The organism is Pannonibacter phragmitetus DSM 14782 (genome assembly GCF_000382365.1).
Taxonomy (GTDB): Bacteria; Pseudomonadota; Alphaproteobacteria; order Rhizobiales; family Stappiaceae; genus Pannonibacter; species Pannonibacter phragmitetus.
In genome coordinates this window covers 1-18,887 of record NZ_KB908223.1, presented here as the reverse complement: position 1 = coordinate 18,887, position 18,887 = coordinate 1, and the positions used below count along the sequence as shown (strand labels likewise).

Here is an 18,887-nt window from a genome sequence, read left to right as displayed (position 1 = left end):
GCTCGAGGCATTAGGTCAATCTTAGATAGAAGTGCTTGCGATTTTGTTTTGCTTAGGCGCTAAGCCCCGATCCGCCAATAGATAGCTGCCGCGAGGCAAGATGACGTGCTGTCCGAGTTTACGCTGGCCGGTGTTGCTGCCGTAGGTGGCGGGGCACGTGTTGGCTGTGGCGTCAGCTGGGCCTTTTGAGACAGGCGATGAAGCCCGGAAACAAAAGCCCGGAAACAGCTGCCCCGCTGACAGAGAGGCTGATGCCAGGGGGCTGAGATGCTGGCGCATCACGCCTTGAACTTGCTTAGGTGCTGCGCGGGCTTGGACGGTCGCCGTGACGGCATGATCGCCCCGCGGGAGTTCCTCAATCGGTCAGTAATGGACCAAACCCTGAACAGAATTAACTTCTAAACGAGCACAAACTGGGGAGCAGGTCGAGTTCAAGCGGCTGGATGAGGATTTCTTCGGGGAGGAGTGAGACCCGCACTCGATGAGTTTGACACATCGAGAGCGGGGCAAGCCTGTGTGGTGCAGTCCGCCCCCCATTTCTCCCGCCCCTCAGAACCTGTACTGCAGGCTGAGGCGGCCTGCGTGGGTTTGGGTGGTGGTGCCCAGTTCGCCCTGGTAGGCGAGGGTGAGGCCGAGGGCTTGATCGTTCTTCAGCGACAGCCCCGCCTCGAACAGCGCCGCGTCCCGGTCCAGCGGTGTGCCGGAAACGGTGAAGGCATCCCCGCCATTGGCAAAGCGCAGGGTGGACGAGGGGGTGACGTCGCCGAAGGCGTGGCGCCAGGCAAGCGTGCCGGTGAGCGAGGCCGTGAAGCCGCTGATCCGGCCGATGGCCGCTTCACCGCGCAGGCCCAGCGTGGTCACACCCAGAACATCGTTGCTGCTGCGGCTGTTGAGCGCTGCCGGGCCGCCCGTTTCGGTGAAGCCGTCCGTGTGCTGGTTGATGACGGCAATGCCGGCAAAGGGCTCCACGGTGGCCGGGGTCAGATGCAGGGCATAGCCGATCTCGGCAAAGGCCTGCGCGGTCGAGGCGCTGTAGGCCGCCGCCAGCCGGTCAGCAAAACCGGTGAAGGCCACATTGCGGCGGGTGTCCAGAGTGTGCCAGGCATAGCTTGCCCCCAGCCGCAGGCCGATGGCATCCATCTGCGTGCCTGCATAGACACCGGCCTGATAGGTGTCCGCAGAGCCGCTGGCGCTGTTTGCCGCAGAGCTGAACTGGTTTCTGGAATAGCCGGCCATCAGGCCGGTGCGCCAGCCGGGGAGGATTTCCGCATCAAGGCCGGTGAGGAAGCCGCCGCCATAGCTTTCGGCAGCTGCGGTGCTTGCGGTGGCATCCGTCCTGCCCCAGCCGCCGGTGGCCTGGCTCCAGACCCGGGCATCGATCTGCCTTGCCAGCGGCACGCCGCCCTTGCCGTTGAAGGCCATGGAGACCTGCGTGCCCGTGGACCCGCCTACCCCTCCGGTGGCGGTGATGATCCGCTGCGTCATGCTGGTGCGGCTGGTGCTGCTGGCGGACATGACGGTGCGCTGCACCGTCGCATGGGCCTCGCCGGACAGCATCTGGAAGGCCTGCTCCGGCTCGCCCTCGCGCATCGACAGAACGGCATCATGCAGCGCCCCCGCGCCGGCGGCGTCGATCGCATCAGCGGCCGATTTGCCGTTTGGTCCCGAGGCCCTGGAGGCGAAGGACAGCAAGACCCCGTCGGGTGTGGTGGCGCGGGTGAGGGTGAGCGTCACGCCTTGAGTGGCATATTCTACCGCAGGATCCAGAAACACGAAATTGTCCGTGACGCTCTGGAATGTGCCCACCAGAAATGCCTGAGCTTCGAGGATCGAATAGCTGATCGCCGTGCTGTAGGTTGAAGCGGTGTCCGAGAGGATGGACAGTTTCGCTCCATCATCGATATTAACTATTCCTATGGACACCAGCTTGCCGGATCCCCCGGCAGCCGCCAGCTCAACCTGGAATGTCGAGCCGGTCTGGAATTCAACATTGTTGGCCGACAGCGTGCCAGTGGCATTGGCCGGGGCCATCGTGCCTCCGGAGAAGACCGTCACTCCGCCAATCGTCCCGGATCCGCCGAGCGTGCCACCGGACCGAACAAGAAAATAGTTGTCGTGAGTCCCGGTCGCCTGAAAGACGACACCCTTGTTGAGACCAACAGCTCCGCCATAGGCAGACGTAAGATTCAAGGCGCCGGTCTTGTAGATTTCGGCAATGCCGTTTCCTGCAATGTAATCGCCTTTTCCATACAAGGGCTGCGGGCCGGTGAAACCAGAGTAATCACCGGTCAATGTGGTGACACCGGAATAGAATGCCATCGTGCCGGTGCTGCCGGCATTGACATTGAACTGGTAGTTCATGTCCGTATGGTTGAAGACAAGCACGCCGTTCGCGCCATTGAAAAATATGATATCAGCCGACAGGGTTCCCGGCGCCTTTGCCGTTTCGCCGGCAGCCGCGCCGATGTTCACCGCCCCGCTGGCGCCAATCTGGACCAATCCGCTGCCGCCACCGGCTGAGACGGTTCCGCCGTCAGAGATCGTCAGCACACCCGTGCCTTGCCCTCCGACGCTCAGGGACGAGCTGCTGCCCGATGCCACGTTCCATACCGATCCTGATCCGGCAACGATGATGGTCCCGTTCGAACCGGAGGCCTTGCCGATGACGGTACTGCCACTGGCGTTGGTCAGTGCCGCGCCATTGGAAATCCGCAGTGTCCCGCCGTCAACGCTGAGGGTTGTCACCAGGGCTGAGGTGCTGCTGCCGAAAAAGTCCAATGTGCCGCCGGAGACAGAGAGAGCCGAAAGGGGAGCGCCATTCGCTGTGGCGCCTGTCACCATCCAGTAGGACGTGCCGCTCTTGGAGTAGGCCTCGAAGCCGGTGTATTGCGTCCCGATGCTGCTGAGGTCAAAGTTGGAGCTGGAGTTGACACTGCCACTGCCGCCCAGGATCAGTGTGTCCGAGCTGCCATTGGCAACCACGTTGCCGGTAATGACCGAACCGGCCTGAAGCTCCAGAGAGTTGCTGCCGGAGGTGAATTCGATGGCGTTGGCCCTGGTCTTCCCATCTCCGGAAAGGCCCCCGGATATCGTGCCGCTGTTGACGATCGTCAGGTTGCTGCCGCTAATGCCTGCGCCGCCTGCACCGGCCGGACCTGCGACCGTCAAACTGGTTGGCGAAAAGCGCGTGCCTCCAACGCCGCCAGAAATCGTACCGCTGTTGACGATGGTGGTGCTCAAGCCGGAGATGCCTATGCCAGCCGTGCCAGCAGCACCACCGACCCCGGGGTTGATAAAGGCGGTGTTTGCATAGCCGGAAGCGCCGCCATTGCCGCCAGAAATTCTACCGGTGTTCGTGATGGTCGAGTCCACGGAAACAATTCCCGCACCAGCTGCGCCACCATTGCCGACATAGTAGGCATTCGAAACGTAGGAAGGCACAGTAACTTCGCCATCGAAACCACTCCCGCCGGTAATCGTTCCGCTGTTCATAAGGGTCATGTCTGTGCCCGAGACGCCTGTTCCTCCCATCCCGCCTGCGCCGAAACCACTCCAATTCGGTGTCTGAGTGCCGTCGTAGTGAGTGTATATTCCATTGCCGCCGATACCGGAGCGGCCACCACCGCCACCGGAAATCGTTCCAGTATTGGTCAAGGTGAAATGGCTGCCTGAGGCTCCGAGCCCGCCGGTCCCGCCTGTGCCGCCAAAGCCGCCGTCTCTGTTGTTGCTTGTATTGTCGCCACCGGGGCCGCCCAGTCCGCCGTTCCCGCCCGTGAGCGTCCCCGTGTTTGTGATCTGAGAATGGCTAACGTCCAGAGCCGTACCGCCTGTACCGCCGGTACCACCGGCAAAACTGATGTTTGCAGAACTGGAATCTGCTCCCTGTCCGCCCCGTCCGCCATCTCCGCCGGTCAACCCGGCGCTGCTGGTGACGGCAGAGCCCTGTGCAGACAGGGCTGTCGCGCCGTTTTGCCCGCTGCCGCCATCCTGACCTGTGGTTGATGATCCTGGATCACCCGGCGCCGCCAGAATGCTCCCGGACAAGCCGGTGGTGACAGCCTGCGATAAGCTTGCTCCGGACAGCTCCAGCGAGGAGGCCGTGTTGCTGGAGAGCGATGCACCCGTTATCTCGACAGCTTGCTCCGCCGCAATTGTCACGCTGGCTTGAAGACCGGGCAGTGCGCCACCTGTAACGGTGATCCTGGAGACACCTGGCGAGATGAATATGAAATCGCCATCAGACACTGCATTGAGAATTGCCCAGCTCAAGCTGCCGGGCGTGGTACCCGAGCCGTCGTCCGTGGTCTGTGTCACGGTGTAGGTTGCGGCCAAAGCCTGACCGCCGGTGAGGGAGAGGGCCGTTGCCGCACTGATTGCGGCCAGGGGCACAAAGGCCGAGTTCAGAAGGACGGCGCGCACGCCCGGTCTGATCGCAGGAAGAGCCTGAGGGAAGCCCCGCCCCTTGCGGAAATCGGTAAAACTCCAGGAATGCTGCATCGGGCCCTCCGGCATGCGGTCACGTCTCTTGCGCAGCCTGCTTGAAGGGGCCGGATGGCCGCAATCAGCCGGATGAGCGCCTGTACGCACTGGCTGCGTGGCGGCTCACCCGTGCCCACTGGCAACGAACTTTCGTACGGATTCCGGTCCGCTTCCCCGCGCCCCGGCCGGGGAGCGGAAAAGGACAGGAAAACTGCATTCACGGTACACCGGAAAGGCCCGGCAAAGGGGCACTCATGGCTGATTTGAACAAGGCAAACAGGGGTTATCCACGTGTGATGCCAGTGACGCCGGGGCCGAAGATTGCGCCCGGGAGGGGTGGGATGCAGAGCTAAGCCGGGCTTGATGTATCAAGTCCAGCAATACGCTGATAAATTCTCGCAAAAACGTGCATTTTTCGTGTGAAATAAATAGATATTGAGTATAATTGACTTTGTTTGCCTGCTAAGGAAGTAAAGATGGCTTTTTATTCCGTTGAGTGTTGGCTGATTTTTAACGGAGTAAGTCTAGCGTCCTCTTCGCAGGGCTGCTGTTGATCTGATGCGGTAGAGACAAAGAGACGGGGCGCTGCATCTGCATTTTTTCAATACGGGGAAGACAATATGCCGACCACCTTGCTGAAGACCGGAATCGCCGCCTCCCTGCTCCTTGCTGCATCGCCGGTGCTTGCCGACTCCTACAAGCTCACCACGCTGGAGTGGCCGCCCTATGTCATGGCTGACGGCTCCGGCACCAGCCCCGATGCGGTGAAGGGCACCTTCTCAAAGGCAGGTCACAGCGCGGAAGTGGCGGTCTTTCCCTGGAACCGCGCCGTGAAGATGGCTGCGGAAGATCCGGCCTGGATCGGGGTGTTCCCGGAATATTACAGCTCTGACTCCGATGCCGACAAAGGCGGCAGCCGCTGCCTGTTCTCCAAGTCCTTCGGCATCAGCCCTGTCGGGTTCATCCAGCTTGCAGACAAGCCCATCACCTGGAAATCGCTGGATGATCTGAAGGCCTACAAGATCGGCGTGGTGCGCGGCTACAACAACGAAGAACAGTTCGATGCCATGGCCGCAAAGGGCGAGATCAAGGTCGATGAGGCGGACAGCGATGTGCAGAACATCCTGAAGGCCGCTGGCGGGCGCACGGACGCTGCTGTGGTCGACAAGCTGGTCTTCGAGCATCTTGCCAAGACCGATCCGCAGGTGTCTGCCGTTGCTGCCAAGCTTTCCTTCAATGATGTTCTGCTGAAGGAGCATGGTCTGCATGTCTGCTTCAAGAACTCGGACGATGGCCGCAAGGCGCGCGACGCCTTCGACAGCGGCCTCTAAGGCGCTTTGCCCCGGCTGCGGGGTGCTGCTGCCGGGGCCTGTTGCCTTAAGATCCTGCCTGGCGTCTCCCTGAGGCCAGGTCTGCTGGTGAGAGACCTGCCGTTTGATGGTGTGACCTCCGGGCTGCGAGGCAGGGGGGCGCCGTCATGCTGCCGGGCAAAGTCATAGGCACAGGTATAGGCGCAGGCACATCCTCGCAACTGACGATGAGATCAGATGAAAGTCTGAAATTGTCAGTATATTTTCATTTGAACATTTGGGTCAGGAATATTTATCTGCAGTCATATGCGTAATTAAGACTTCGTTTGTCAGTATAAGTAACAATTCTGCAAATTCAGATGGGGATGTACCATGAAATTTTGGCAGTCCGTAAAATTTGCTACCATTGCGCCTGTCGTGGCGGTTGTCGCCGTGGCTTTTGCCGGGTTCTCCTATGTCACGGGTGCCAAGCAGATTGAGACGGTGGAGGCATCCTTCCGGTCCGAGATCCAGCTGAGCACGGAGCTCTCGAATCTCGCGCTCGGCAACGCGATCTGGGATTTCAATGCGGATCTGGCCAAGACCGTTCTGAGGCCGCTTCTGGATAACCCGCGTTTTTCCTGGGCAGTCGTGCGGGAGGAGAGCGGCTCGATCTTTGCCGTGATTGACCGGGCCGGTGCCGCCGGGCAGGATCTGCTTGCCAATGTGGCTGCCGAAGATCAGGCGCCTGCGGATGACGGGCGCACCAAGTTCATCATGACGCCGGGATATATCGTCGGCATCAAGCCGGTCATGCGTGACGGCGGTGGCAAGCAGACCCGGATCGGCAGTGCCTATGTGGCGTTTGACCGTCAGTTCGTCACCAGCGCCCGGACCGAGGCGCTGACAACCTCACTGACTTTGACTTTGGCTGCGATCGTGATCGTGTCGCTGTGCCTGTTCCTCCTGATCCGCCGGATTGCCAAGCCGATTGCGCAGCTGTCGCGCACCATGCTGACGCTGGCCGATGGTCAGCTCGACTGCGAGGTGCCTTGCCTCGACCGGGCCGACGAGCTGGGGCAGATGGCCAAGACCGTGGAAGTGTTCCGGCACAATGGCCGGCGCCAGCGCGAACTTGAAGGGGAGCAGGCCGCAGCCTACGAGAAGGAGCGTGAGCGCCAGGCTGCGCTCGAGGCGCTGATCGCCGGTTTCCGCAATGACTCGAGCCAGCTGCTCGAGCCGGTGCAGCAGTCAACCGCCGCCATGGCGCAGATTTCGGACCAGCTGCTCGGCATGTCGAGGGATACCTTCAGCCGCACCGCCTCTGTCGCTGCCGCAACCGAGCAGGCCTATGCCAGCGTGCAGACCGTTGCCTCGGCTGCGGAAGAGCTGTCGGCCTCCATCGGCGAAATCTCGCGGCAGATCGCAGACACCAGTGATGTTGTCTCCGCGGCCAACATCAAGGCAGCTTCCGCCAACCAGCAGGTCGCCGGGCTTGCCGCCTCTGCCCAGCGGATCGGCGCCGTGCTGCAGCTGATCCAGGATATCGCCGAACAGACCAATCTGCTGGCCCTCAACGCCACCATCGAGGCCGCGCGCGCTGGCGAGGCTGGCCGGGGCTTTGCGGTCGTGGCCGCCGAGGTCAAGGATCTGGCGACCCAGACGTCAAAGGCGACCGAAGAGATCGCGGCCCAGATCACGGCCATTCAGGATGCTTCCACCGGCTCCGTGGCAGCGATCGACGAAATTGCCAGAACCATGGTCCGGGTCAACGAGTACACCGATGCCATTTCCCGTTCGCTGGAGCAGCAGGGGCTGGCCACCACCGAGATCAGCAACTCTGTGCAGGAAGTGGCCTCCGGAACCCGCGAGATCACGGTCAACATGACCAGCGTCAAGCATGCGGTCGAGGAGACATCTTCCGCCGCAGCCGATGTGTCGCGCTCGTCGGGTGATGTCTCGGAGAGGACCCGCCGTCTGGCTGGCAACATCGACGATTTCCTGCGCCGCGTCAGCGCTGCATGATCTTGCGCAGCCGCGCAATGGCACAGGCTCCGGGGCCCGCTCCGGAGCCTGATTCATGTTTGAAGGCAGCCGTTGTTGCTGCGGCCCGCAGATCCGCTCTGGTTGCTCTGGCTGCTCCGGCAAGCCGTGAAGCTCCCGCGCGCAGCTTCCCATGCGTGACTTTCGTCACAGGTGGCGCGCTCCCGCATTTGCTATAGTCCTCTCAAGCAGAAGACCGGTCTGTTGGTTCTGCGGGGGAGGGTGGCGGTATGGCGGTTCTGTCGATACGGTCGAAAGACTTCAGCCACGCGCGGCGTGTGGAAGAGTTCCGCAATGTGGTTGCCACTATAACCAAGGTGGACTTCATCCCCGATGACCGGCAATTTCAAGCTCATCGGCCTCAACCAGCCGGATGGGGAGTCATGCCTTGAAGCGGAAGGGGGGCCAGATGCTCTGCGAGTTCACGCCTTAAATCTCAACGGATGAATACGGTCTCATCCGCGCATCCCTGAAAGCCGGTGCCGTTCCGGCGCCCTGAACGCTCTCGGGAAACTCCACCCGCTGCTGCCGGGCCCGCCCGCACTCTTGGCTCATCCGGGGAACTGGACCTAACTGGCTGCTGCAAGCTTGACCCTGTTTCGTCCGGTATTCTTGGCTCTGTAAAGCGCCTGGTCGGCGAGGCGGCAGGCCTCCGCAAGGCTGGTCTGGAAGGGCACCGGCGCAACGCCGAAGCTGGCAGTCACCTTGAGATCATGCGGCAGGTCCGGCAGAGACATGACCTCCAGCCGCAGGCGCTGTGCAATCTGGACGGCGGCTTCAACATCCATTCCGGGCAGGAACAGGGCAAATTCCTCCCCGCCCATGCGGCTGGCCACGGCTTTGATCCCGGCACAGGCGCGCAGCCGCTCGCCAAAACCCCTGATCACCGCATCACCTGCATGGTGGCCAAAAGTGTCGTTGATCTGTTTGAAATGATCCAGATCGCACAGGATGATGGCGTGGGGGCCATGCGGATCCTCGCGCAGCAGAACATCGGCACGCCGGTCAAATCCGCGCCGGTTGGCAAGGCCCGACAGACTGTCGAGCTCTGATTGCGTCTGCTGCAGGGCCATGATCTCGAGCACGAGCTTCGCCAGCAGAGTCAATCCAGTGGCGACCATCAGAACGGCCGTCAGACTTTGCGAGATGAGCGCATAGTTCGTGTGAACATAGTCCTTGGCAGTGCTGCCGGCTCCGAAGACGACTGCGAACCCCGCCTTGGCCAGGAAATGCAGGCCGGTGGCCAGCAGCAGGATGCCGAGAAAACGGTCAAGCCCCGTGCGGTGCGGAGCTGACAACACGACAAGGGCGCCAACAAGTACCGTGGTGGCAAAAGGTGCCTGATAGAGGAAGGCGTGAAGCGGCGTGCCCCTTGGCAGATCGTAAATGATGTAACCGAGAAACAGGCTGGCGGAGAGGAAGACGGCAATGCCCCTGACATCGATCCGGCGGCGGTACATTTCGCCGATCCCGGCGGTCATCATGGTCAGCCCGAACAGAACGGTGGCAAAGGCCCCCAGCGCCCACAGCCGGGGCGGCCCTGCATAGGCGACAAGCAGCTCGCACAGGGCAGAGAGTGAAGCCACACAAAAGCCAGCGCCAATCCATCTTGCTGCAAGAGGAAACTGGCTGCGCCGGGCGGCGACGAAAAATACGGCGCTGAAGGACAGGGCGACAGCGAAATTCACCATCAGGAAAAATGCTGCGCCGTTCATCGTGATGCTGCTCTGAAGTTATTGCCGCTTCGTGGTTTTTACCAATGCTGGATACTGTGCAAGTGTGAAGGTTTTCCTGACTTTCCGGTGTCAGCCCGCATGAAATGCCGAAGGATTGTGATTTATAGTATTTCCAGGTGGTGCGGCACTGTTTTCTCCCGGAGGCATCTGTTCCCTCCATCCTCATTTGCGTCAGGCTGAGCGGAGATATTGTAAGTTCACGCAAAAGTAGCTCTTCTGCAGTATCCGCTGGACTATGCTTGGCTGGTTCCTGGATTGAAGATGGATCTTGCGACGATTCTCCTGCTCTACAAGTCCTCGCTGATCGTTGGAGCAGTCTGTTTTGCCTATATGCGCTGCCGGTCGCAGGAGCCGGGGCTGGACTTTCTGGCTGCAGGCTTTGCAGTTCTCGCTTTTAGCTCGACACTGGCCGGGTGGGGTGAACAGGGGCTGGTGGCCTTCATCATGTGGACGATGGGCAGTTTTGCGGCCGGAGCAGGCGGATATGCGCTGATCGCTGCAGGGCTGGTGCAACTGAGCAGCCGCCGCCGGTGGGTGGGGGACTGGGCGGCAGGCGCCGCCGCGCTGGCACTCGTTCTTCTGGTCTGGCGGATGGAGTGGTACCCGGACAACACCGTGCGGGCTGTGCTGTTCAATCTGACCACTGCCATTTTTCTGGCGGCCGCTGCGCTGGTCATCTTCCGGGATTATCTGCGGGACCATCTTCCGGCCCGTTTCGGCCTGTTGGGGGCGCTGCTGACGTCCATTGTTTTCTGCGTTCTGGCAGCGCTGGCGCTGGGAGCCCCGGGCCTCGGCCTGCCCGATCCGCGCCACTTGTTCTTCATGCTGATCATCTGCAAGTTCGCCATTGCGCTCTTCGTGGTGGTACTGGTGCAGGAGCGGGCGGAGGCCAAGCTGAAGCGTCTGGCCAACACCGACGCGCTCACCGGCGTGCCGAACCGGCAGTGTTTTCTGGCGTCGCTGCCGCAGCACATGCAGCCGGGTGACGCCTTCATCATGCTGGACATCGACCATTTCAAGAGCATCAACGACCGTTTCGGCCATGAGGCCGGAGATGTTGTGCTGACCGGCGTGGCGCAGGCGATTGCAGGCGCTGCCGGTCCGCGTGCGCTTCTGGGCCGCCTTGGGGGCGAGGAGTTCTGCCTGTTCCTGCGCGGCCAGACGGAAGAAACTGCCTTTGCTGGGGCTGAACAGATCCGGCAGGCCGTGAAGTCACTCACATTCGGCCCTGACGCGGCTGCCGTCACAACCAGCGCCAGTCTCGGTGTTGCCGTCTGGAACGGGGCGGAGGATGCCCGCGCCTTGCGGCACAGGGCCGACGAAGCACTTTACCTTGCCAAGCAAAGCGGCCGCGACAAGGCGGTGCTTTATGGGGCCGCGTGATCCGGCAAACGCCTGAACAGGGAGCGGCGTGAAAGGGCTCCCTGCCAGAGAAACGCGGACCTGCCCCTGGGCCAATTCCCAGGTCTATTCTCAGGCCTGACGGGCTTTCCGGTTGGCATAGCGCCGGTCACGCTCGGCCTTGCGGGCAGCTTCATCTTCGAGGACGCGGGCAGCGCGGTTTCTGTCGGCCAGTTCGCGCGCTTCGGTTTCGGCTCTGGCTGCGGCTTCTGCTTCGGCGGCCTTGAGGGCGGCTTCGTTCGCGGCCCGGTTCTGTTCATCCAGCTTTGCCTTTGCGCGCTCTGCCCGGCGGGCATCACGGGCTTCCGCGATCCTGATCCGCTCGGCCTGTTTTGCTTCGCGCTCCGGTCCGGCTGCTTCCTTTGCGGCGCGGTAAGCCTGCACAAGAGCTGCCTTCGCGTCGGAGGCTGTGCTGCGGCGGCCGGAATGGCCGTTGTTCGTCATGTCTCTCAAGTCTTCACTCCATCAGGCGGTTCCGCCTTGGCTTTTTCATGCAAGGTCACCAGCTGCCGGTGCAACGGGCCTCGCGGTCAGGTCCGTTTGGTCCGTTTGGCGGGGGATTTGGCGGCAGCTGCGAGGCTCTCGCTCAGTTCCCTGGCAAGCCGTGCTTCCCGCAGTCTCAGGGTCTTTTCGTCACGCGCGGCCGTGATCGCGTCCAGCTCTTCAAAGGCACGGGTGCGGGCAAAGAACTGCGACTGTTCCCGGCCAAAGGCCGTTTCTGCCTGCTGGCGGGACTTGCTGTGCTTGTCGGTCATGGGGATCCTTCCGGACGTTGCCCGCAGCAGCGGGCAACAAAAAAGGCCAGGCAAACTGCCTGACCTTGTTTGGTCTCATGCTTTCGGCAATGCCAGTACATCCGTGGTCAAGGGAAAGCAGATCCCGGATCTATCAGGCGGCCTGCAGATTGCAGGCAGACATCTTGCCCGACTTGTTGTCGCGCTCCATGTCATAGGAAAGCTTCTGGCCTTCCACGATTTCGCGCATGCCGGACCGTTCGACGGCCGAGATGTGAACGAAGGCGTCCGGGCCGCCGTTGTCAGGCTCGATGAAGCCGAAACCCTTGGTGGAATTGAACCATTTTACTGTGCCAGTGGTCATGATGAACCCTTTCATAGCATAGAGAAAAGCCGCAAGCCGGAAGGCCTGCAGGCGGTGATAACGATGCTTTAGAGGGAGTGTTCGTTCTGCGCGATGTTGATCGCGTGATAACCAAAGCTCAGCAAAAAAGATATCGATGAAGAATACATAATGGAAAGCCTTCGTCTTGTCAAATTATGTTTTTGAAAAACATGATTTTCCGAAAATACGCCGGGTTTCAGCCGGAAAAACAATTCTGAATCTTCCCGTTTTCAAGCCTGATGCAAGCATTCTGCCCCTGTGCAAGACGTGGATTCGTGATCTCGGACCGCGCCGTCCTAACCGGAGAACCTGGCGATGGCTCTTCTGACGGGGCTCTTGTCCTGTTTTGATTGGGCCAAGAAGGAGGCTGCGAGGATTAGGCAGTTCAGACAATCCCGGCTATGATCGGGCCAAAGATCACGGGAGGCAGTCCGGAGGGGCTGGTGATTTGATGGGCTTTTCCGATCACATCAAGGAAATTGAGCGCGTCGGGCAGGGCAGCAACACGGGCAGGGATGCCGTGGTCGTTGCCTCCTGGCGGCGCTGCCTGGAGACCTACCAGCTTGATCCGGCCAAGGCGCGGGAGGCGGTGATCGTCTCCGAGACGCGGCTGCGCGAGCACCGGCAGCAGGCCGAGGATCTGGTGCATATCGCAAGATCCGGTCTGGAGCGGCTCTACCGGCAGGTGGCGGAGCAGAACTATGTCCTGCTGCTCTCCGACCGTCAGGGCGTCACCGTCGAGTTTCTGGGCGATCCGTCCTTCAACAACAACCTGCGCAAGGCCGGGCTTTATCTGGGCTCGGAATGGTCCGAGCCGCGCGCCGGAACCTGTGCGGTTGGGGCCTGCATCACCACCGGCGAGCCGCTGACGATCCACCAGACCGACCATTTCGACATCACCCACACGCCGCTTTCCTGCACTGCCGCGCCGATCTATGACACGCAGGGCTCACTTGCGGCCGTTCTCGACATCTCGCTGCTGAGCTCGCCGATCCTCAAGACCAGCCAGAATATGGCGCGCCATCTGGTTTCCTCCACGGTGCGGCGGATCGAGCTGGCCAATCTGATGGCCAGCAGCCGGCATGATCTGGTGCTGCGCTTTGCCGGAGCGCCGGAGTTTCTCGATGTGGACCCGGAAGCGGCGATTGCCGTTGACGGGGCAGGGCGCATCACCGGCATGACGCATGGCGGCGCAAAGCTTCTGGCTGGCTCGCGTGGTCTTGACTGGCGCAGGCCCGAGCTGCTGCTGGGGCAACTGGTCACGGATTTCTTTGAAGCGGAGTTTGGCGAACTGGCTTCGCTGACGCGGGCCAGCCTGCCGCAGGACCGCAGGATTGCCCTGCGTGGCGGCGCGTTCCTCTATGCCCATGCCATCGAGCCGCAGCAGCGCATTGCAGGCCAGCCGGCGGTCCGCCTGCCGCGTGCTTTGCCCGCGCTGAGCCGGCTGGGCGGCGCCTGTCCGCCCATGGACAGCCTGCGGCGCAAGGTCATGAAGCTGGCGCCCGCGCGCCTGCCTGTGCTGCTTCAGGGGCAGACGGGCACCGGCAAGGAGCATCTGGCGCGGATCATCCATGAAGTCAGCGGTGTTTCCGGCCGGTTCGTCGCCGTCAATTGCGCTGCCATCCCGGAACAGCTGATCGAGAGCGAGTTGTTCGGCTATGCGCCGGGCGCCTTCACCGGAGCGCTTGCCAAGGGGCGCAAGGGGCTGGTGGAAGAGGCGGGCGGCGGCACGCTGTTCCTGGATGAAATCGGTGACATGCCCTTTGCCGCGCAGAGCCGGCTGCTCCGGGTGCTGGCGGAAGGCGAGGTTCTGCCCGTGGGCGGCTCCGTGCCGCGCAAGGTGAGTTTCCGCGTCATCTCCGCCTCTCACCGGCCACTGGCAGCCCTTGTGGCGGCAGGCAGTTTCCGCGAGGATCTCTATTACCGGCTGAATGCCGCCGTTCTGCCACTGCCGCCGCTGTCCGAGCGGGAGGACTTTCCCTGGCTGCTCGCCCGGCTCCTTGAAAAGCATGCCGCCGGAGGCCGCCCCTTGCGGCTTTCGCCGGAGGCCAGAGTGCTGCTGCTCGCCCATTCCTGGCCGGGGAACATCCGCGAGCTCGACAATGCCATCGCCTTTGCCGCTGCCCTTTGCGAGGACGGCGTGATCGGGGTGGAGGACCTGCCGGAGCAGCTGACCCTTTCGCCCCATGTTATCGCAGAAGGCAATGACGGGGACGGCCTGCGCGCCATGCTCTCCGCCTGCAAGGGCAATGTCTCCGAGGCCGCACGGCGGCTCGGCATCGACCGCACCACCTTGCACCGCCGGATGAGGCGCCTGGGCATCGGCCGCCCACATTAGGACGGATCGGGGCCTGTGATGGGCGCGATTGTGGCGTAGCTTGTGCCACGCCACACTTGGGGCGTCGTCCCGGACGCAGCGGAGCGGAGATCCGGGAACAACCGGCTTCCAGAGCGGTGAGGCTGACGCGCGGCGCAAGGGCCTGCTCCGGATATCACGAATGCCGATCCGTCCGCATCTCAGCGCCTTGATATCAGCCGCCACACTGTGGCGTGTGCCACAGCTGTTGCGCCACACCTGTGGCGCTTGCCGCCGTCACAAGCCCTGAAAATCCTGTCTTTTCAATCAGCCTTCCCGCCGTCTGCGCTGGCACGGCCGTTGCAATTCCCCCTGGCATCAAGAAGCAGCCACAGGAGGAAACATGCGCGCGCTCAGATTTCATGCAGCCAAGGATTTGCGGCTTGAGGACATTCCCGAGCCGAAGAAGCCGGGGCCGGGACAGGTACTCGTCCGCAACCGGTTCGTCGGCATCTGCGGCACCGATCTGCACGAATACAGCTACGGCCCGATCTTCATTCCCACCGAGCCGCATCCTTTCACCGGCGCCCATGGCCCGCAGGTTCTCGGCCATGAATTCGGCGGCGTTGTCGAAGCCGTGGGGGATGGTGTGACTTCGGTTGCTCCCGGCGACCGGGTATCGATCCAGCCGCTCGTCATGCCGCGTTCGGGCGATTACTTCGCCGACCGCGGGCTGTTCCACCTCAGCCCGCAGCTCGCCCTTGTCGGCCTCAGCTGGGATGGCGGCGGCATGGCCGAGGCCGCTCTCGTCAACGAGTACAATGTCCAGAAAATCCCCGATGAAATGACGGATGAAGAGGCTGCGCTCGTCGAGCCCACGGCGGTTGCCGTCTATGCCTGCGACCGGGGCGGGGTGACGGCGGGCAACAGCGTGCTGGTGACGGGCGCAGGCCCCATCGGCATGCTGACGCTGCTTGCCGCCCGTGCCGCCGGTGCCACGCAGCTCTTCGTCTCCGATCTCAACGATGCAAGGCTGGAACTGGCCAAGGGTGTGCTGCCGGACGTCATCACCATCAACCCCAAGCGCGACAAGGTGGGCGATGTGGTCCGCTCGCTGACCGAAGGGCAGGTGGGCTGTGATGTGGCCATCGAATGCGTCGGCAATGAACACGCGCTGAAGGCCTGCGCCGATGCGGTGCGCAAGCAGGGCGTCGTCGTGCAGACGGGCCTGCATCCGCATGACAACCCGCTCGACTGGTTCCAGGTCACCTTCCGCGATCTGGAGATCAAGGGCTCCTGGGCCTATCCGACCCACTACTGGCAGCGCGTCATCCGGCTGATCGCCTCCGGCCTGCTGCCGGCGACGAAAGTCGTCACCAAGCGCATCACGCTCGGCACCGCCGTGAAGGAAGGCTTCGACGCCCTGCTCGACCCGGCCGGCACCCAGCTGAAGATCCTGATCGACCTGTCGAAATAAGATTGCCGGCCTGCGCCTGCCCGGGAGAGGAGCTTGGGCGGAGCGGGCCGGTTCAATCCCGGCGCGCCCCCGCAACGGGGGCATGCCACCTTGCAAACCCCAAGCACTCATGGAGGAGATGACATGCTTGATACCAGCCCCGCAACGAAGATCGACACCGTCCTTGCCAGGCTCGGCAAGGCGCTGCAAAGCGGCAATATAGAGGCCGCCGTGAACCTGTTTCAGGCCGAATGCTACTGGCGTGACCTTGTGACCTTCACCTGGAACCTGAAGACGCTGGAAGGCCACGGCGAGATCCGCAGCATGCTCACCAGCCAGCTGGCCGCCATCAAACCCGCCGGCTTCGTGCAGGACAGCAAGGAGGCCGCATCGGAGGCGGGCGGTGTTACCGAAGGCTGGTTCGAGTTCGAAACCGGCGCGGCGCGCGGCTATGGCCATATCCGCCTCAAGGACGGGCTGATCTGGACCCTGCTCACCACCATGACGGAGCTGAAGGGCCATGAGGAGCCGAAGGGCTTCCGCCGCCCCATGGGCGCCGAACACGGCCATGACCGCAACCGCAAGACCTGGAAGGAAAAGCGCGAGGCAGAGACGGCCGAACTCGGTTATTCGGTGCAGCCCTATGTGGTGATCATCGGCGGCGGGCAGGGCGGCATCGCCCTTGGCGCGCGCCTGCGCCAGCTGGGTGTGCCGGCCATCATCATCGAAAAGAACGAGCGGCCTGGCGACAGCTGGCGCAAGCGCTACAAGTCGCTCTGCCTGCATGATCCTGTCTGGTACGACCATCTGCCCTACATCCCGTTCCCGGAGAACTGGCCCGTCTTCACGCCCAAGGACAAGGTGGGCGACTGGCTGGAGATGTACACTAGGGTGATGGAGCTGAATTACTGGGGCTCCACCACGGCCAAGTCCGCGCACTATGACGAGAAGACCGGCGAGTGGACCGTCATCGTCGACCGCGCCGGAGAGGAAGTGGTGCTGCGGCCAAAGCAGCTGGTGCTGGCCACCGGCATGTCCGGCAAGCCCAATGTGCCGAAAATCCCCGGACAGGACGTGTTCAAGGGCGAGCAGCAGCATTCCTCGCAGCATCCGGGTCCGGATGCCTATGCCGGCAAGAAGGTGGTGGTCATCGGCTCCAACAATTCGGCGCATGACATCTGCGCCGCGTTGTGGGAAGCGGGCGCCGGTGTCACCATGGTGCAGCGGTCCTCCACCCACATCGTCAAGTCGGACTCGCTGATGGAAATCGGCCTCGGAGACCTTTACTCCGAGCGTGCGGTGCAGGGCGGCATGACGACCCGCAAGGCCGATCTCATCTTCGCCTCGCTGCCGTACCGCATCATGCATGAGTTCCAGATCCCGATCTATGACAAGATCCGCGAGCAGGATGCAGACTTCTACGCGGCGCTTGAAAAGGCCGGCTTCATGCTTGATTTCGGTGATGATGGCTCCGGCCTTTTCATGAAATACCTGCGCCGGGGCTCCGGCTATTACATTGATGTGGGCGCCTGCGATCTCGTCATCGACGGCTCGATCAAGCTGAAGTCCGGCGTGGACGTGTCGCATCTGAGCGAAACCGCCGTGGTGCTGAAGGATGGCACGGAGCTTCCGGCCGATCTGGTGGTCTATGCCACCGGCTACGGCTCGATGAACGGCTGGGCCGCCGATCTCATCTCGCGCGAAGTGGCGGACAAGGTCGGCAAGTGCTGGGGCCTTGGCTCCAACACCACCAAGGATCCCGGCCCCTGGGAAGGCGAGCAGCGCAACATGTGGAAGCCGGTGCAGCAGGAGGCGCTGTGGTTCCACGGCGGCAACCTGCACCAGTCCCGCCACTATTCGCAATATCTCTCGCTGCAGCTGAAAGCCCGCCACGTGGGCCTCGACACTCCGGTCTACGGCATGACCAAGCCGCACCACCTGTCCTGATCCGGACCACTCCTGATATCCAAGGCGCCCGCACTCCGGGCGCCTTCAAGCTCCCGGCAAGCCTTCGGCCTCTCCCCCGTCATCCTCGGCCTTGTGCCGAGGACCTATATAAATCAGAGGCTTGCAGGTATCCGGGACAAGCACAGCCATGACGAAAGAGTGGAAAGCCGGCTTCATTTTTGCACGCCCTTCCAGTCTGAGTGGGGGGCAGAAGTAGGAGCAAAGATTTCCGGGATTGGCCTAGATCTTGTCTGCTCCTTGAAGCTCTTTGCGCACCGATTTCTTCGCAATGTGAGCCAGATAGGGGCGATCTCTATCTGTTGCGTAGACCGCAGCCCAAAATTCCCCGGTCTGAATATCCCCAGTCACGTCAGGTCGATCGGGGACAAAGCCGGTCCAAACACGGCCTGGTTGAAGAACGTCGGGAAGGATCGGGGGTGAGCCATTGGATTGAGGATGGGGAATGACAAACGTGCGGCATGGATTCATGCGCCATCTATCCCATCGGCTCGGGAATTTAAGTACTAGAAGATTTTTGAGGGTAGTTGGGGCGTCGCCTCGGTTCACGACATCGACGGCGATCAGCCCCTCGGTCTTTCGGTCCCCATCAAGTAAAACCGTGTCTGCACGCGCTCGAACGGAAATCCGGGGGCCCGTTTCGAACCAGCGGCGTATTTCGAGTGCCAATGCACCGGTTGCGACAATTGCAGCATAGGCCGCTACCCACCCCTCTAAGTTGATCTGCATTGTGACGCGCTCCGAATCGTTGGGATCAACGAAACCACAGAGAGGAAGTGGAGAAAACTCAACTCATCCTGAAAAGAGGGAACTTGTGGGGAAGTGAACCGTCCCGGGTTTTCCGGAGGCAGTTTCATTTGAGTCATGCAACCATATCGAGGGTCTTTTGGGCTGCATGGTATTTGGCTTCGGCCTCTGCGGGCGGGATGTGCCCGATGGGGCCGAACAGGCGGTTGTTGTTGAACCAATCGACCCAGCGCAGGGTCGCCATTTCGACGGCCGACGCGCTCGGCCATGACCGCTGGCGCCAGATGACCTCGGCCTTGTAGAGGCCATTGATCGTCTCGGCCAAGGCGTTGTCGTAACTATCACCGACGCTTCCG

At 62.0% G+C, this 18,887-nt stretch carries 13 protein-coding genes; 6 read left to right on the top strand and 7 right to left on the bottom strand.

Going from position 1 to position 18,887, the window contains the following annotated elements:
• Positions 1-549: 549 nt before the first annotated feature.
• Entirely contained in the window at positions 550-4,497 is a 3,948-nt protein-coding gene (locus H163_RS0113650; RefSeq protein ID WP_147290410.1) for an autotransporter domain-containing protein, read from the bottom strand.
• A gap of 602 nt (positions 4,498-5,099) precedes the next feature.
• Between H163_RS0113650 and H163_RS0113645 the strand changes: the two genes are divergently transcribed.
• The gene (locus H163_RS0113645; protein WP_019965155.1) at positions 5,100-5,810 is read left to right on the top strand and encodes a substrate-binding periplasmic protein; all 711 of its coding nucleotides are present in this window, start codon (positions 5,100-5,102) and stop codon (positions 5,808-5,810) included.
• A gap of 351 nt (positions 5,811-6,161) precedes the next feature.
• On the top strand, positions 6,162-7,793 hold the full coding sequence (locus H163_RS0113640) for a methyl-accepting chemotaxis protein (protein ID WP_051105389.1): 1,632 nt from the start codon (positions 6,162-6,164) through the stop codon (positions 7,791-7,793).
• 587 nt (positions 7,794-8,380) lie between these two features.
• Here the strand turns inward: H163_RS0113640 and H163_RS22820 are convergent.
• Positions 8,381-9,526 carry a GGDEF domain-containing protein gene (locus H163_RS22820; protein ID WP_019965153.1) on the bottom strand — a complete coding sequence of 382 codons (1,146 nt, stop codon included), beginning with the start codon at positions 9,524-9,526 and terminating at the stop codon, positions 8,381-8,383.
• Positions 9,527-9,808: 282 nt separating this feature from the next.
• Here H163_RS22820 and H163_RS0113630 point away from each other — a divergent pair, with 282 nt between their 5' ends.
• On the top strand, positions 9,809-10,930 hold the full coding sequence (locus H163_RS0113630; RefSeq protein WP_019965152.1) for a GGDEF domain-containing protein: 1,122 nt from the start codon (positions 9,809-9,811) through the stop codon (positions 10,928-10,930).
• A 90-nt stretch (positions 10,931-11,020) separates the two neighbouring features.
• Here the strand turns inward: H163_RS0113630 and H163_RS0113625 are convergent, their stop codons facing one another.
• The 3 genes from H163_RS0113625 to H163_RS0113615 all read right to left on the bottom strand — a co-directional run bounded on the left by H163_RS0113625 (position 11,021) and on the right by H163_RS0113615 (position 12,046).
• On the bottom strand, positions 11,021-11,401 hold the full coding sequence (locus H163_RS0113625) for a DUF6481 family protein (RefSeq protein WP_026355833.1): 381 nt from the start codon (positions 11,399-11,401) through the stop codon (positions 11,021-11,023).
• A gap of 77 nt (positions 11,402-11,478) precedes the next feature.
• Positions 11,479-11,703 carry a hypothetical protein gene (locus tag H163_RS0113620; RefSeq protein ID WP_019965150.1) on the bottom strand — a complete coding sequence of 75 codons (225 nt, stop codon included), beginning with the start codon at positions 11,701-11,703 and terminating at the stop codon, positions 11,479-11,481.
• A 133-nt stretch (positions 11,704-11,836) separates the two neighbouring features.
• A complete protein-coding gene (locus H163_RS0113615; RefSeq protein WP_026355832.1) occupies positions 11,837-12,046 on the bottom strand; it encodes a cold-shock protein in 210 nt (69 codons plus the stop codon).
• A 472-nt stretch (positions 12,047-12,518) separates the two neighbouring features.
• Here H163_RS0113615 and H163_RS0113610 point away from each other — a divergent pair, with 472 nt between their 5' ends.
• The 3 genes from H163_RS0113610 to H163_RS0113600 all read left to right on the top strand — a co-directional run bounded on the left by H163_RS0113610 (position 12,519) and on the right by H163_RS0113600 (position 17,766).
• Complete coding sequence (locus tag H163_RS0113610; RefSeq protein ID WP_019965148.1) at positions 12,519-14,405, top strand: sigma-54-dependent Fis family transcriptional regulator; 1,887 nt, start codon at positions 12,519-12,521, stop codon at positions 14,403-14,405.
• Between the two features lie 361 nt (positions 14,406-14,766).
• Complete coding sequence (locus H163_RS0113605) at positions 14,767-15,840, top strand: 2,3-butanediol dehydrogenase (protein WP_019965147.1); 1,074 nt, start codon at positions 14,767-14,769, stop codon at positions 15,838-15,840.
• Positions 15,841-15,963: 123 nt separating this feature from the next.
• Positions 15,964-17,766, top strand: coding sequence for an NAD(P)/FAD-dependent oxidoreductase (locus tag H163_RS0113600; protein WP_019965146.1), 1,803 nt, complete (start codon positions 15,964-15,966; stop codon positions 17,764-17,766).
• A gap of 240 nt (positions 17,767-18,006) precedes the next feature.
• Here H163_RS0113600 and H163_RS24405 read toward each other — a convergent pair whose 3' ends face one another.
• Both H163_RS24405 and H163_RS0113595 read right to left on the bottom strand, forming a co-directional pair.
• A complete protein-coding gene (locus H163_RS24405) occupies positions 18,007-18,513 on the bottom strand; it encodes a hypothetical protein (protein ID WP_147290411.1) in 507 nt (168 codons plus the stop codon).
• Between the two features lie 133 nt (positions 18,514-18,646).
• Positions 18,647-18,887: integrase core domain-containing protein (locus tag H163_RS0113595; protein WP_019965145.1), on the bottom strand; the 241-nt coding region annotated here is incomplete at its 5' end.

Coding starts and splice junctions, on each gene's coding strand:
- H163_RS0113650 (WP_147290410.1), bottom strand. CDS start 4,497: ATGCAGCATTCCTGGAGTTTTACCGATTTCCGCAAGGGGCGGGGCTTC.
- H163_RS22820 (WP_019965153.1), bottom strand. CDS start 9,526: ATGAACGGCGCAGCATTTTTCCTGATGGTGAATTTCGCTGTCGCCCTG.
- H163_RS0113600 (WP_019965146.1), top strand. CDS start 15,964: ATGCTTGATACCAGCCCCGCAACGAAGATCGACACCGTCCTTGCCAGG.
- H163_RS24405 (WP_147290411.1), bottom strand. CDS start 18,513: ATGCAGATCAACTTAGAGGGGTGGGTAGCGGCCTATGCTGCAATTGTC.
- H163_RS0113605 (WP_019965147.1), top strand. CDS start 14,767: ATGCGCGCGCTCAGATTTCATGCAGCCAAGGATTTGCGGCTTGAGGAC.
- H163_RS0113620 (WP_019965150.1), bottom strand. CDS start 11,703: ATGACCGACAAGCACAGCAAGTCCCGCCAGCAGGCAGAAACGGCCTTT.
- H163_RS0113645 (WP_019965155.1), top strand. CDS start 5,100: ATGCCGACCACCTTGCTGAAGACCGGAATCGCCGCCTCCCTGCTCCTT.
- H163_RS0113630 (WP_019965152.1), top strand. CDS start 9,809: ATGGATCTTGCGACGATTCTCCTGCTCTACAAGTCCTCGCTGATCGTT.
- H163_RS0113615 (WP_026355832.1), bottom strand. CDS start 12,046: ATGACCACTGGCACAGTAAAATGGTTCAATTCCACCAAGGGTTTCGGC.
- H163_RS0113640 (WP_051105389.1), top strand. CDS start 6,162: ATGAAATTTTGGCAGTCCGTAAAATTTGCTACCATTGCGCCTGTCGTG.
- H163_RS0113610 (WP_019965148.1), top strand. CDS start 12,519: ATGGGCTTTTCCGATCACATCAAGGAAATTGAGCGCGTCGGGCAGGGC.